The organism is Stenotrophomonas sp. RIT309, assembly GCF_000632045.1.
Taxonomy (GTDB): Bacteria; Pseudomonadota; Gammaproteobacteria; order Xanthomonadales; family Xanthomonadaceae; genus Stenotrophomonas; species Stenotrophomonas indicatrix.
In genome coordinates this window covers 221292-235019 of the sequence record NZ_JFYS01000023.1, presented here as the reverse complement: position 1 = coordinate 235019, position 13728 = coordinate 221292, and the positions used below count along the sequence as shown (strand labels likewise).

Below are 13728 nucleotides of genomic sequence, written 5' to 3'. Positions count from 1 at the left end.
GCGCGCCTGTCCCGATCGGGCCTCAGATCGACTCGTCTTCGCGCTTGACCAGCGTCCAGCACGGCCTCTGCGCGAAGGTATAGGTCTGCTGGTCGCTGCTGTCCGGTGTGCGGATCTGCACCTGCATCTGCCCGTCAGCCACGGCCGTCACCTGCATCTGCCGGCCCTGCCCGGCCAACCCTGCCGGATCAGGCATCACCGGCCATTCGACATCGGCCAATGCCAGCGGGCGTTGCACTGTGCGCGGCTCAGGCTCGGCGCCGGCGTCGACGTAGCTGTCCAGCAGCGGATCGGCCGTGGCCTTTTCCTGCAGGGTGATCTCGTTGCCGAAGTGCTTCAGGAAGGTGTCGAACGCGGGATGGGGGCACGCTGCGGTCGCCACTGCGGGCGCGGGTGCGGGCGCCGGCTCCACCGCCGTCGCTGTGCTGGCAGGTGCCGCTGCAGGAGCCGGGGCTTCAGCCGGCGCGGGCTGCGGCGCAGGCGTGCAGGCGGACAGCACAAGGCCAAGGGCGGGTGCCAGCAGCACAAGGGAACGGCGGGGTTTCATGGGATCGTCCTGATTCCGGTTTGGTCGCGTCATCCTACCCTGCCGCCTACAATCGCGGTTTTCCGCCTGTCCGAGATGCCCATGCGCCGCCTCCTGCTCCTGATCGGCCTGCTGCTGCCTGCCCTGTGGCCAGCCATGGCGATGGGCGTCGACGTCCGCGACGGCGACCTGCTGTTCGTCACCGCCGGCCATGGCGGCCTGAGTGCGGCCATCGACGATGCGACCGGAAAACAGGGCGCGCCGAGTTTCGACCATGTCGCGCTGGTGGCTTCCGCACCGCAGGGCTGGGAGGTGCTGCACGCCGATGAGAAGGGCTCGCGCCGGCAGACGCTGGAACAGTTCCGCGAGGACGCGAAAGGCAAGCAGCGGCAGATCGTGGTCTATCGCCTGCGTGCGCCGCCGGACAATGCCATCGCCGATGCCGTGGCCACCGCGCGCACGATGCTGGGCAAACCGTACAACACTGCCTACGTGTTGAACGACGACAGTTACTACTGCTCGGATTTCATCGAGCGCGCGTTCCGTGCGCACCATGTGTTCGCACTGCAGCCGATGAACTTCCGCAACCCGCAGACCGGTGAGATCTCCCGGCACTGGGTTGATCTGTATCGCGGCATGGGCATGGAGGTGCCGCAGGGCCTGCCCGGTACCAACCCCAACGACATGGCTGCAGCACCGGTGCTGCAGCGGATCGGCGTGCTGGAATAAGCGAAGCCCCGCGCGGGGCGGGGCTTCGTCGGTGATGGATGGCGGCTGCCAGGATCACTCTTCCTCGTCCTGCCCGCCCTGCTGCTGGTTCTGGTTGCGCTTCTGCTGCTCCTGCTGCTGTTGCTGCTGCTGGTCGCGGCCGCGCCCCTGCTGCTGATCCTGCTGGTTCTGCTGGCCCTGCTGCTTCTGGTTCGGGTTCTGGTTCTGCTGTGCCATGTCCGATCTCCAAATGCCACGCGCGGAATGCGGTGGACGGGGCCATCGTCGGCAGCGATTGGTTAACCATGCGTTGTGAGCGGGCTACACCCATGTGTACGTGCGTGAATGAACCGGCGCCAGCCCTTGCGGCACAAGCGACTGAAGGATTCATGCGGGTTTGGCATGTCGTCATGCTGCAGCCGGAAACGAACGCATTCAGCGTTCTTGTCCGCCGCGGCGCGCGCAGCGGCGGCCTACGCCCATGGTCCCATTTGCAGCATGCAGGGCCGCCGCCTATCGTCGGAATGACGTCACCCCGGAGATGCGCATGGCCCGCGACACTGCAGCACGCCCCGCCTACGAACAGGCACTGGCCGATTTCAGCATCGAGCGCGGACAGCGACAGTTGCACGGTGACCTGCAGACCGGCATCAACGCCTGCGTGGAGTGCTGCGACCGCCACTGCGGCCGCAATGCGCTGGCGCTGCGCTGGGTGGACGCCCACGGTGCCCTGCATCGGTACACCTTCGAGGACCTGCGCGATGCCTCTGCGCGTGTTGCCCAGGTGCTGGCCGCGCAGGGCATCGGCAAGGGCGATGTGGTGGCCGGCCTGCTGCCGCGTACACCGGACCTGCTGGCGACCATCCTCGGCACCTGGCGGGTGGGTGCGATCTACCAGCCGCTGTTCACTGCGTTCGGCCCCAAGGCCATCGAAACACGGTTGAAAACCGGGCGCACCGCATTGGTGGTGACCGACAGCGCAAACCGCAGCAAGCTGGACGAGGTCGATGGCTGCCCGCCGGTCGCCACCCTCCTGGCACCGGAGCAGACACTACGTGCCGGCGACATCGACTGGACCGCACGCACCGCCGATGCTGCACCTGATTTCGCGCCGGTGATGCTGCGCGGCGATGCGCTGATGGCACTGCTGTCCACCTCCGGCACCACCGGCAGCCCCAAGGGCGTGCCGGTGCCGCTGCGCGCATTGCTGGCCTTTGCCAGTTACATGCAGTTGGCCGTGGACCTGCGCCCAGAGGACGTGTTCTGGAACATCGCCGATCCCGGCTGGGCCTATGGGCTGTATTACGCCGTGATCGGCCCGCTGCTGCTGGGCCAGGCCACCACCTTCAGCGAAGCCGGTTTCAGCGTGCAGGGGCTGAACGACATCGTCGCGCGGCTGGGTGTCACCAATCTTGCCGGCTCGCCCACAGCGTACCGGCAGATCATCGCCGCCGGGCCCGAGGCCAGTGCGGCCATCAACGGCAAGCTGCGGGTGGTGAGCAGCGCCGGCGAACCGCTGAACCCGGAGATCGCCCGTTGGTTCGCCGCCCATCTGGGCACCACGGTGCTCGACCACTACGGCCAGACCGAGACCGGCATGGTGGTCAACAACCACCACGCACTGGACCACGCCGTGCGGCCGGGATCATCGGGCTTTGCGATGCCCGGTTACCGCGTGGCGGTACTGGATGATGCCGGCAACGAACTGCCGCCGCGCACGCCCGGCATCCTCGCCGTGGACCTGCAGCAGTCGCCGATCATGTGGTTCACCGGCTACTACGGTGCCGACACACCGGCGCTGGGCGATCGCTACTACCTCACCGGTGATTCGGTGGAATGCGAGGACGACGGCTCGATCAGTTTCATCGGTCGCTCGGACGACCTGATCACCTCCTCGGGCTATCGCATCGGTCCATTCGATGTGGAGAGCGTGCTGATGGAACACCCTGCGGTGGCGGAAACGGCGGTGATCGGCGTACCCGATCCAGAGCGCACCGAAATCGTCAAAGCGTTCGTGATCCTGCGCGCTGGGTTCAGCGGCAGCGACACGCTGGCCCAGGAACTGCAGCAGCATGTGCGACGCCGGCTGTCCGCCCATGCGTACCCTCGCCAGGTGGCGTTCGTGGCGGAACTACCAAAGACGCCCAGTGGCAAGCTGCAGCGCTTCCTGCTGCGCAAGGCCGAGATCGAAAAACTGGCGCCGGCTGGCTGAGGGTCTCCGGGGTCAGAGCCCTTCCTTCGAAAGGGATCTGACCCCGGGGTCGGATCCTCTCCAGCGGAGAGGCTCTGGCCCCACATGACCCTGTGCTTGCGCTACGGCATCACCGGCGGCACGTAGGCCAGGGTCATGCCCAGCAGCCACAGCAACCCCAGCACCAGCGGGATGTGCACCAGCAGCTGGATGAACGTGAAGCCGACGATGTCGCGGGCCTTCAGGCCGAGCACGCCCAGCAGTGGCAGCATCCAGAACGGATTGATCAGGTTCGGCAGCGCTTCGGCCGCGTTGTAGACCTGCACCGCCCAGCCCAGGTGCGCCTTCAGCTCGTTCGCGGCCTGCATCACGTAGGGCGCTTCGATGATCCACTTACCGCCACCGGACGGTACGAAGAAGCCCAGCACCGCCGAGTACACGCCCATCACCAGCGCGAACGTATCGGTGCTGGCCACGTGCACGAACAGGCTCGACAGCCGGTGCGCCAGCGTCTCACCGTCGCCACCGGCAGCGTGGGTGAGGATCATCGCGATGCCGCCGTACAGCGGGAACTGGATCAGCACACCGGTGGTGCTCGGTACCGCCTTGGCCACCGCGTTGAGGAAGCTGCGCGGGCGCCAGTGCAGCAGCAGGCCCAGCGAGATGAACATGAAGTTGTAGGTGTTGAGGTTGGCGATCGCGCTGACCAATGGCTTGTTGGCGAACTCGTTGAACAGCCAGCCGAAGGCCAGCAGCGAAAGCAGCACGGTCAACAACGGGCTGTACTCCAGCCATTCGCCCGGGCGGGTGCGGCGCTGCAGCGGCTCCGGTTCGGCCTGCGCCGCGCCGGGGAAATCTTCGGCGGTACGCGCACTGCCGGCGGCCGGCGCGGTCAGCCAGGCGATCAGCAGCGAAACCACGATCAACACCGAGGTCAACGCGATCGACTGCCACAGGAAGATGGTTTCGGTGAACGGCAGCACGCCGGTGATCTCCACCAGCCCCGGCGGCATGCTGGCCGGGTTGGCCTGCAACTGTGCCGCCGACGAACTCAGGCCCATCGCCCACACCGCGCCCAGGCCCAGGTAGGCCGAGGCACCGGCAGCCCGATAGTCCATGCGCAGCTCGGTGCGGCGGGCCAGCGCGCGCACCAGCAGGCCGCCGAACACCAGCGAGAAGCCCCAGCTGAGCAGCGAGGCCAGCATGCTGACCAGACCGACGTACACCACGGCACCACGACCGGTGCGTGGCACCCGGGCCAGGTAGTCGATGAAGCGCGCGACCACCGGTGCGGTGGCTACCGCATAACCACCGACGACCACGAAGGCCATCTGCATGGTGAAGGGAATCAGGCTCCAGAAGCCGTCGCCGAAGGCGCTGGCGGTGGCCCGCGGGGTGGCGCCGAAGCCCATCGCCGCCAGCGCGACGATGACCACGCCGAGCACCGCGAATACGTACGCATCGGGGAACCACTTTTCCGCCCAGGCGGCCGAGCGCAGCGCGGCGCGCGCCATCCAGCCGTCCTGTACTGTTGCCGTCGAGGCCATCACCTACCCTCCCAGGTTCGATGGCCTGATTCTGGGCGGTGGGGTGCGGGCTGTCAGCCACCTATTGGTCGTAGGTGGCCGCCCGCCGGGCATGGCCCGGCGCTACCAGTTCGACCGAGGATTCCGACCCGTGCACATGGGCGCCGGGTAGCGCCGGGCCATGCCCGGCGGCCTTCTCAACGCAGCGCCAGATCCACGGCGATACCGGCAAACAGCGCGGCACCCACCCAGTTGTTGTGCAGGAAGGCCTTGAAGCACGGCCCACGCTCGCGGTTGCGGCAGATCCAGAACTCGTACACCACCAGCAGCGTCGCCACCGCTACGCCGGCCAGGTAGTACCCACCCAGCCCGCCGCGCACGCCCACCAGCGCCATCGTGGCCAGGAACAGCGCGTACAGCACGCCCTGGATGACCAGGTCCAGATCGCCGAACAGGATCGCAGTGGAGTGCGAACCCATCTTCAGGTCGTCTTCGCGGTCGACCATGGCGTACCACGTGTCGTAGGCGGTGGACCACAGGATGTTGCCGGCATACAGCAGCCAGCCCAGCATCGGCACCTCGCCCTGCACGGCGGCGAAGGCCATCGGGATGCCCCAGCCGAAGGACATGCCCAGGTAGACCTGCGGCAGATGGGTGTAGCGCTTCAGGTAGGGATAGCTGGCCGCCAGGAACACGCCGATGAAGCTCAGGGCGATGGTCAGGCCGTTCAGGGTCAGCACCAGGCCGAAGGCCACCAGCATCAGCACCGCGAACAGCACCAGCGCCGCCCGGCCGCTGATTGCGCCGGTCACCAGCGGTCGCGCCTTGGTGCGCTCTACGTGCGGGTCGAGCCAGCGGTCGGCGTAGTCGTTGATGACGCAACCGGCCGAGCGGGTCAGCCAGACGCCAGCGGTGAACACGAACAGGGTCCACAGCGGCGGCAGGCCGCCAGCGGCCAGCCACAACGCCCACCAGGTGGGCCACAGCAGCAGCAGCGTGCCGATCGGGCGATCGGCGCGCATCAGGGACCAGTAATGCCGCCAACGCGGCGTCGGCGCCGGATGCGGCGCGGAAAGGGGGGTATCAGCCATGACACTAGGATACTCCTGTGCCTTCGGACCGACTTTGCCGGCGGGGGGAGATTTGTGCGGCGAAACTGGATAGAATGCCCATCCCGCACCGCCTCATTGCGTTGCGATGCCCGCCCCGGCCCTGGCCGACGGCGCGGCGGTTCCACCACGCGCTCGTAGCTCAGCCGGATAGAGTAGTGGCTTCCGAAGCCATTGGTCGGGGGTTCGAATCCCTCCGGGCGCGCCATCTTCCCTGCGACGATTTCAACCTGGCCGCTGTCTGGCCGGGAACGCTGAAGCGTGCATTCGTGTTGAGGCCAGTCGAGCACGGCTCGACGCTGCAGAGCCGATCCTTCGCAGCACAAAGGTCGGGATCCGGACAGGGTGCAGCCATGCCAGGGCGAGGTCTTCCCACCTGCCTGGGGGGCAGCAGGCCACGCATCGCGCGCGGCCTTCGACATCCGTGTCGTGCGCCTGTCCAGTATCCCGGTGAAGGTGTCAGCCGTTCAGCAGGTCGTTGAAGCGCGCCAGCGAGGCCAGGTGGAAATGCAACGGCGCCAACCAGCCCTGCCGATGCCAGGCGATGACGGTCGCTTCGGGCAGCGCAGCGAAACGATCGGGATCGACGACCTGGAAGCCGAGAAGGCTGGAGGTTCGACCGTCGGCACGCTCTACATCGGCCTGGCGATCCACCAGCACGCCCGAGGCCAGCAGCTGCGCGCTGAAGGCAGCGGTAGCAGCGGCTTCGCTGGTGAAGGCTTCGCAGAACTGCAACGCCTGACGGGTCAACCCGCTGGGCTGGCCATCGGCCTCGAACAGTGGCTGGCCTTCGTCACCCTCGGTGCGCAGCATCGCTGCATCGGCATCGATGGCCAACGCATACCCTTCGGGTTGGGCGGTCCGCGCGAACACGAAGGGGTAGCGGCGCACGTAGGCCGGCACATAGGCGCCGCTCTGCCATCGGTCGGCCACCACGAAACGATTGTGCTCGGCCTCCAGACCCAGCACGGCCACCGGCGCGGCTTCTTCGCCGACAAACACCAGCGGGTAGCAACGCGCAGCAGCGGCAAATTCGCCCAGCACCAGTGGCACGGCATGGCTGGCCGCAGCGAAGGCGGCATCGCCAGGCAACAGGCGCCAGCGCGCATGGTCGCGCGAGGACAGCATTACCGGCGCGCGGTACAGCGGCGGGTACATCGGGCCAACGGCGTCCTGCGCGGACAGCGCGTCCACGGCATCACTCTCGGCTACGGACAGTTGGGAGTCTTCGATCATTTCGGTTTGCATCCAGAGTGCGGGGAAGCGGCCGGCGCGAACGCCGGCCGTCACGTCAGAAGCCAGCGTTCACTTCCAGCTGGAACACGTCGATGGACTGCGGCGCACCAGTGATCTCCTTGGCCGCCATCCAGCGTCCGGTCAGCGACACGTTCCTGTCGAACATGTAGGAGCTGCCCAGGTAGTAGCCCTTGGCATTGGTGCCGCCCAGGTGGAAGTTGGAATCGTTGTAGGCATCGGGCAGTGCATCGGCCTCAAGGCGCTTGTAGCCCAGCCACAGGTTCCAGTCGCCGGCCTGCTTCAGCGCGAGGTGGCCGAACGTAGCCTGCGCCATGTAGGCCATGTCGCCACTGTCGATGTCCTGTGGCCCGGCCACGCCGTTGGCGGCGGTGGCCAGGTTGGTGACGATGCCGCCCTGCGCGCGACGCCACATGGCGTTGCGGTCGAAGGCCAGGTTCTTGATGCCGTGGCCTTCCAGACGCAACGCGTATCCAGCGAACAGCGGTGTTTCCCACGCCAGGTTGAGGTCCAGCAGCTCGAACTCCGATGCCAGGCCCACGTACTGCGGCATCGGCGTGTTGGCTGGGTCCAGCGGATTCAGCGCGATGTTACGCAGCAGCATCAGGGTGTTGCCCTTCTGCATGAACGCCGGGCGCGACCAGTCGCTGCTGCAGAAATCGGCACCGGCATACAGCGCGCAGGGCTGCGAGTACTCGCCGGCGATGTTGCGGAAGTCGAAGTAACCGACCGCCGCGCGCAGCTTCTGCTCGTTGCCGAACTGCCAGTCCGCGCCCACCTGCAGACCGTTGAGCCACTTGTTCTCGCTCTTCATCTTGCTCTGGCTGGTGTTGGGGAAGCCGTCGGAGGAATACTCCAGCGGAGTCAGCCCCAGCGTTGCGAACAGCGAGAGGCCGCCATCACCCAATGCCTGGCGGTACTTGAACGCCACGCCATCGAAGTTGAGATCGTTGGAGAACAGGGTGTCGGTGGACCAGTACGGATTGCCGAAGCGACCACCGATCACTTCCAGCCCCTGCACTGGCGCCCACGACAACCAGGCCTGGTCCAGCCAGACATCCTTCTTGGCCAAGCCACCGCCCAGCGTCTGGGTGGAGGACACCGGACCATTGTCGTTGCCGGTGGCCAAACGCACGCCGGCGCGGGTGTGTTCGCCCAGATCGGCCACCACGCCCAGCCGGGCGCGGATACGCCAGGAGTTGTTGCGGTCCTGGCGGTTGTTGCGCAGCGGCGGCAGGCCCAGATGGGTATTGCCGTTGACGTCGTAGCCATTGCCAGCATTGATGCGTGCCCAATCCACTTCGATGTCGCTGTTGCGTTCGGAATACAGGCGACTCTCGTTGCGCACACGCACATCGCCCTGCACGCGCAGGCGCTGGGTCCACTCCGGCACCTGGTCAGGTGCTGCCCAGCCATTGGCCTTCGCTTCGGTCATCACGCTGGCCTTGAGCTCATCGCGGATCTCATCGCGCACGGTCTGCGGGATGTACGGCACGCGCACATCGCCGGCCTGGGCCGTACCGGCGGCGGTGCTGGCCGTGGTAGATGCGGCCGCATCGCGCTGTGCTTCCAGCAGCAATGCCTGGCCGGCTTCCGGGGTCAGTGCGCCACTGTCCATCAGGCCACGGATCAGCTTGATCATGGTGCTTTCGCCACCGACCTGCTGGGCGTGGACACCGCCGCTGGCCAGTGCCAGCACGATGCCGGTGGCCACGGCAGAGCGACGCAGGTGCCGCAGCACGGGGAAGGAGTTGGAACGGGTCATCGGCTTGCTCGCAGAAAAAGGGAATTCGATGGAAAGAGCGTCATGGCAGCATTCACCCGCCGGGGCGTCGGCCCTGTACCAGCACGCGCGCGGGGAAATCCAGCGATGCCGGGGGACGCTCGTCGATGCGGCCAACTGCGCGGATCGCCTGCAGTACGCGGTCGTCGGCATCGGCATTGCCGCTGCCACGCAGCAGTTCGACACGGCTCACCGCGCCGTCGGCGTCCAGCCAGATGTTGACCGTCAGCTGGAACGCCAACCGTCGCACCTGCTCATCGCGCGCCACGGCCTGCTGCAGCACATAGCCCAGGTAACGGCCGTAGCTGGCATTGCCGGCGCCACCACTGCCGGTGCCACTGCGGCCACCGCCGCTGCCGGACTGGATGCCGAAGCTGTCGCCGCCGGCCTGCGCATCGGCATCCATGGTCACCGGGTCGGCGGTGTCCGGGGTGGGCGCCTCTTCGGTCGGCTTGGGCACTTCGTCCAGCGGCTCCGGCTCGGGCATCACCTCTTCCGGCTTGGCTTCCGGCTCGCGCTCAGGTTCCGGTGGGGGCGGGGGCGGCGGGGGCGGCAACATCACCATCGGCACCTCGGCCACCGGCCGCCGCGTACTGGCTGTGTTCCTGAACAGCAGCAGCCACACCAGCAGCGCCAACAGCGCGACAGCGGCGGGCACCACCAGCCAGGGCCACCAGCGCCGCCATGCGGGAACCGCGTGGTTGGCGTGGGAGTGGAGTGAGGTCACGTGTTCACCCCTGCACTTTCCCGGTGACCAGGCCCACCTGGTTCAGATCGATGCGACGCAACAGATCCAGCACCTCGACCACACGGGCGTACTGCACCTGCGCGTCGCCGCGCACGATCACCGGAAAATCCGGGGTCAGCGCCTTCTCGGTGCGCAGCCGGTCTTCCAGTTCGGCCAGGTTCACCGGATAGGCATCCAGGAACACCTGGCCGTTGTTGTCCACGGTGATGGCCTTGGTCTTGGGCTTTTCCAGGGCCATGCTGGAGCTGGCCTTGGGCAGGTTCACCTGGATGCCTGGAATGGAGGCGTTGCTGGTGAGGATGAAGATCACCAGCACCACCAGCAGCACGTCGACGAAAGGCGTGACATTGATGCCTTTTTCGCGCTTCTTGATGCCGAACCGCTTTGCCCTGGCCATGGCGATGCCCCTCAGGCCAGCGCCGGACGCGCGACGGCGGCCGGTTCGCTGCGGTCGAACTCTTCGGCGAGGCGCGCGGTGAATTCATCGACGAACACCGACATGTCGGCGGCGATCGCTTCGGCGCGCGATGCCAACCAGTTGTAGCCGAACAATGCAGGGATGGCGACGCCAAGGCCCGCGGCGGTGCACAGCAGTGCGGCGGCCATGCCCGGTGCCACCGAGTTGATGTCCACCGCGCCGGCCATCGCGGCCACCACGAACACCAGCATGATGCCGATCACGGTGCCGAACAGACCCACGTACGGTGCGCCTTCGATGGTTGTGGACAGCCAGTTCATGCGCTTGGACATGCGCTCGCTTTCACGGGTCACTTCTGCATCCATCGACGCACGGATCGAGGTGATCGCCGCGGCGGTCAGGCCATGATGGTGCGAACCGCGACCATCCATTTCCTCCATCGCGATGCGGTACAGCTTCCACAGTGTGGAGTTGTCGCGCACGTGCGGTGCCAGCACGCCGCTGCGCTCCACCTGCTGCAGGGCAGCCACCGGTGCACCGGCCACCTTGCGGTACTGTTCGGAGAACGCCAGGTTGGCGCGGGCCACGGTGCCAAAGTAGCGGCTCTTGGCGATCATGATCGCCCACGACATCAGCATCATCAGGCCCAGCACCACCACCACCACCCACGCATCCACCGGCATTGCCTTGAGGATGAAACCGAAGTGGCTGACGCCAGCCGACTGCTCATCCTCACCAAAGGTCAGCAGGCGCGACTCGGCGCCCTGCGCAGTTGCGTCGGCCAGCAGCAGCGCGGCCGGGCGTGCGACCTTGGAAACGCGCACTTCGTCGATGTCGCCCAGGAACGGCTGCGCCATGGCGATTGCACTGGCATCGCCTGCGGGCGGTGCACTATCGGCACCGATCAGGGCCGCACCCGCCAAGGCCGGCAATGCCGCATCGATCCGGCTCGCTTCACGACCGCCAACCCACAGTACGACCCTGCCCTCGCTGGCCGTTACTGCCACATGCGTCCACTGCCCTGCTACCAACGCCGGTACCGCCTGGCTGCGCTGATCATTGAGGCGTACGTAGGGCACGCCGTTATCCAGGCCGACGATCATCACGTTGCTGCCTTCGCGGCGCGCGTAGAGGGCCTGATCCGGGCCGAGCTGGGCCGGCTTGATCCATGCCGAGAAGGTCATCGCGCCGCCGGCGGCAATCGCCAGCGACGGCGAACCCGGCAACTGCAGCGGCGTGCCGGACAGGCGCGCACCGCGGCCGATGATGGCGCCGTCGGCGGCGGTGAACGCGCCGCTGGCCGGGTTGGCGTAGGCGGTGGTGTCGTGTGCTTCATTGCCGCTGTCGGCGAAGTGAAGAACCGCGCTGTAATCCGGATCGAACACGCGCTGGCCATTGCTGGCAGCCGGTGCATTGCCGTTGCCGTAGTACATCCATACGGTCTGCGGTGCGGTGCCGCTGAGGCTGGGCACATCCACCCAGATCAGCGCCATGCCCAGGCCGGCGTCGTACTGCTCGATCTGGTGGTTCAGCACCGTGTGGCCATCCGCACCGACGAAACGGATGTCCTTGCCACCTTCGGCCACGCCATCGAAGGCGAAGTTGCCGGTGTGCAGGCGCACCAGCACTGGGGTGCGCCCCAGATTGCCGCCGAGCGCAGCACCGCCCGGGCCCGCATCCAGAGTGATCGATTTGCGGTACTTCCACTCGGCCTGCCACCACGGCGTATCGGCGCGGGCAGTGCCGAGCGCGGACAGGCTCAGGCAGAACAACAACAGGGCAAGAACGCGTTGCATGGGAATATCTCCAGGGAATTCGGAAAAGCCGGGCTCAGTAGCTGGTGCCGAGGCTGATGTGCAGGCGATTGGCGCCCTTGGTGGTGGTGGGCCCGTCGCTGAGCGTGCGGCCGTAATCCAGGCGCAGGTTGAAGTGGTCGGTGATGCGCAGGCTGCTGCCGACGCCGACGGCCGACATCCAGTTGCTGTCGGTCTGTTCGGGCAACGGCCGGCGCAGGCCCAGCCAGGCGCCATCAATGAACGTGTAGAAGCGCCAGTCCTGCAGCCCCCACAGGCTGAAGGGACGGGTGCGCCATTCCAGCGTGGCCAGCGCACCGTAGTCGCCGATGCCTTCGGCCGAGCGGTAGCCGCGCGTGGTGTACATGCCACCGGCCGCGAACTGTTCGCCCGACACCAGCGGCTGGTCGGTCATCTGCGCCGACATGCGGACGAACCACTGCGCGCCGCTGTCGAGGGTGTAGGTATCGCTGAGGTCGGCCTTGACCGCGAAGAAGCTCGGATCGGCGTAGGCGCGTTTCCAATCGAACTCATCGCCGGAACTGCCGTAGCCAAGCAGGCTGCGGGTGCCGAACACCATCTGCAGGTTGACACTGAGCTGATGCTTTTCGCCTTGGCGGAAGCCGCTGTAGGCGAAGGTGATCGGCGCGTATTTGAGCGGCGCGAAATCGGAGGCCTGGCCGACCATCGCCACCGATTCGTCCAGGTCCTTGAAGTCGATGCCGGCTGACAACTGGTGCCACCACGCACCGGCCATCGGCAAGGTGTGGTTGAGCTTCAGGCCCAGCGCATGGCCCTTGCCGGTCACGTTGGTCTGGCCGCTGGAAACCACGTTGCTGTCGGAGCGGTAGCCGGACAGTTCCAGCATCCAGTCGGGCCCGGCCAGCGGCAGGCCGTAGGAAGCCGACAGCACGTTGGCCTGGTCCAGGTCCTGCGGGGCGGCAAAGAAGGTGAGCGAGGCGGTGTGGTCGCGCTGCCACAGGTTGTCGTTGCCGATGCTGAGGGTGCTGCGCAGCGGCTCGGTGTCGACGCTGTGGTCGTTGTTGACGCTGGCGCTGTAACGCCACGGCGACGCATCATCCACCTTGAGTTCGACATCCATGCGGCCGTCGGCACCGGGTTTGACGAGCGGGATCACCTGACGCTTGCCGTTGCGGTTGAGTTCGGTCAGCTGCGCCTGTGCCTGGGCGAAGTCCGGCACCACCCCGGCCTGCAGGGCGGGAACGCGGGCGCGCAGCCGCTGCGGATCATTGTGCTGCGCACCGACCACCTTGACCTCACCGACGCGGGTCTCGCTGACCTGCAGGATCACCACGCCGCCGCTGACCTGCTGTTCGGGCAGCTCGACATACACCGACTGGTAGCCCTTGCCCTGGTAGGCGGTCTGCAGGGCCAGCCGCGCTGCCTCGACATCCTGCAATGTGCGGTCCGGGCCGAGGTACGGGGTGACTGCGCGTTCGATCTCGCGCGCATCCAGCACGCTGTTGCCACGCACAAGGTACTCGTTGATGTTGACGCGGGCGGCGGGCGGCGCGTTGGTGGGCGCCTGCTCCTGCGCGGCGGCCAACGGAATCACACACATCAGGCACAGCGGCAAGGGCGCCCAGGCCCCTGCCTTGGTCGGGAAGAACATCAGTGGCGTCTCAATGCGGAAAAGTGGGAAGGCGATGCG

At 66.8% G+C, this 13728-nt stretch carries 12 protein-coding genes and 1 tRNA gene; 3 read left to right on the top strand and 10 right to left on the bottom strand.

Features of this window, described 5'->3' with window-relative positions; translation table 11 throughout:
• Positions 1-22: 22 nt before the first annotated feature.
• Positions 23-547 (bottom strand): hypothetical protein, encoded by a 525-nt coding sequence (locus BW38_RS06800; RefSeq protein WP_032976888.1) that lies wholly within the window; start codon positions 545-547, stop codon positions 23-25.
• A gap of 81 nt (positions 548-628) precedes the next feature.
• Here BW38_RS06800 and BW38_RS06805 point away from each other — a divergent pair, with 81 nt between their 5' ends.
• The gene (locus BW38_RS06805) at positions 629-1255 is read left to right on the top strand and encodes a YiiX/YebB-like N1pC/P60 family cysteine hydrolase (RefSeq protein ID WP_032976963.1); all 627 of its coding nucleotides are present in this window, start codon (positions 629-631) and stop codon (positions 1253-1255) included.
• Between the two features lie 54 nt (positions 1256-1309).
• Here BW38_RS06805 and BW38_RS22030 read toward each other — a convergent pair whose 3' ends face one another.
• The gene (locus BW38_RS22030; protein WP_164745118.1) at positions 1310-1471 is read right to left on the bottom strand and encodes a hypothetical protein; all 162 of its coding nucleotides are present in this window, start codon (positions 1469-1471) and stop codon (positions 1310-1312) included.
• A 310-nt stretch (positions 1472-1781) separates the two neighbouring features.
• On the opposite strand from BW38_RS22030, the gene BW38_RS06810 reads away from it, so the two are divergent.
• The gene (locus tag BW38_RS06810; protein ID WP_200867512.1) at positions 1782-3446 is read left to right on the top strand and encodes an AMP-binding protein; all 1665 of its coding nucleotides are present in this window, start codon (positions 1782-1784) and stop codon (positions 3444-3446) included.
• A 101-nt stretch (positions 3447-3547) separates the two neighbouring features.
• On the opposite strand, the gene BW38_RS06815 is transcribed toward BW38_RS06810, so the two are convergent.
• Together BW38_RS06815 and ubiA are read right to left on the bottom strand one after the other, a co-directional pair.
• The gene (locus BW38_RS06815) at positions 3548-4972 is read right to left on the bottom strand and encodes a TIGR00366 family protein (protein ID WP_200867511.1); all 1425 of its coding nucleotides are present in this window, start codon (positions 4970-4972) and stop codon (positions 3548-3550) included.
• Between the two features lie 176 nt (positions 4973-5148).
• Positions 5149-6042, bottom strand: a complete 894-nt coding sequence (gene ubiA / locus BW38_RS06820; RefSeq protein WP_032976885.1) for a 4-hydroxybenzoate octaprenyltransferase — start codon at positions 6040-6042, stop codon at positions 5149-5151.
• Positions 6043-6191: 149 nt separating this feature from the next.
• Here ubiA and BW38_RS06825 point away from each other — a divergent pair.
• Positions 6192-6268 (top strand) — tRNA-Arg (locus BW38_RS06825).
• Between the two features lie 251 nt (positions 6269-6519).
• Here BW38_RS06825 and BW38_RS06830 read toward each other — a convergent pair.
• From BW38_RS06830 to BW38_RS06855, 6 genes are read right to left on the bottom strand one after another with little or no spacing between them, the layout of a single operon-like run.
• Positions 6520-7296, bottom strand: a complete 777-nt coding sequence (locus BW38_RS06830) for a SapC family protein (protein WP_235189974.1) — start codon at positions 7294-7296, stop codon at positions 6520-6522.
• A gap of 55 nt (positions 7297-7351) precedes the next feature.
• Positions 7352-9079 (bottom strand): putative porin, encoded by a 1728-nt coding sequence (locus BW38_RS06835; protein ID WP_032976883.1) that lies wholly within the window; start codon positions 9077-9079, stop codon positions 7352-7354.
• Between the two features lie 52 nt (positions 9080-9131).
• On the bottom strand, positions 9132-9824 hold the full coding sequence (locus BW38_RS06840; protein ID WP_235189973.1) for a TonB family protein: 693 nt from the start codon (positions 9822-9824) through the stop codon (positions 9132-9134).
• A gap of 4 nt (positions 9825-9828) precedes the next feature.
• A complete protein-coding gene (locus BW38_RS06845) occupies positions 9829-10242 on the bottom strand; it encodes a biopolymer transporter ExbD (protein ID WP_032976882.1) in 414 nt (137 codons plus the stop codon).
• An 11-nt stretch (positions 10243-10253) separates the two neighbouring features.
• Entirely contained in the window at positions 10254-12059 is a 1806-nt protein-coding gene (locus BW38_RS06850; RefSeq protein WP_032976881.1) for a MotA/TolQ/ExbB proton channel family protein, read from the bottom strand.
• A 34-nt stretch (positions 12060-12093) separates the two neighbouring features.
• Complete coding sequence (locus BW38_RS06855) at positions 12094-13689, bottom strand: ShlB/FhaC/HecB family hemolysin secretion/activation protein (protein WP_032976880.1); 1596 nt, start codon at positions 13687-13689, stop codon at positions 12094-12096.
• Positions 13690-13728: the final 39 nt, after the last annotated feature.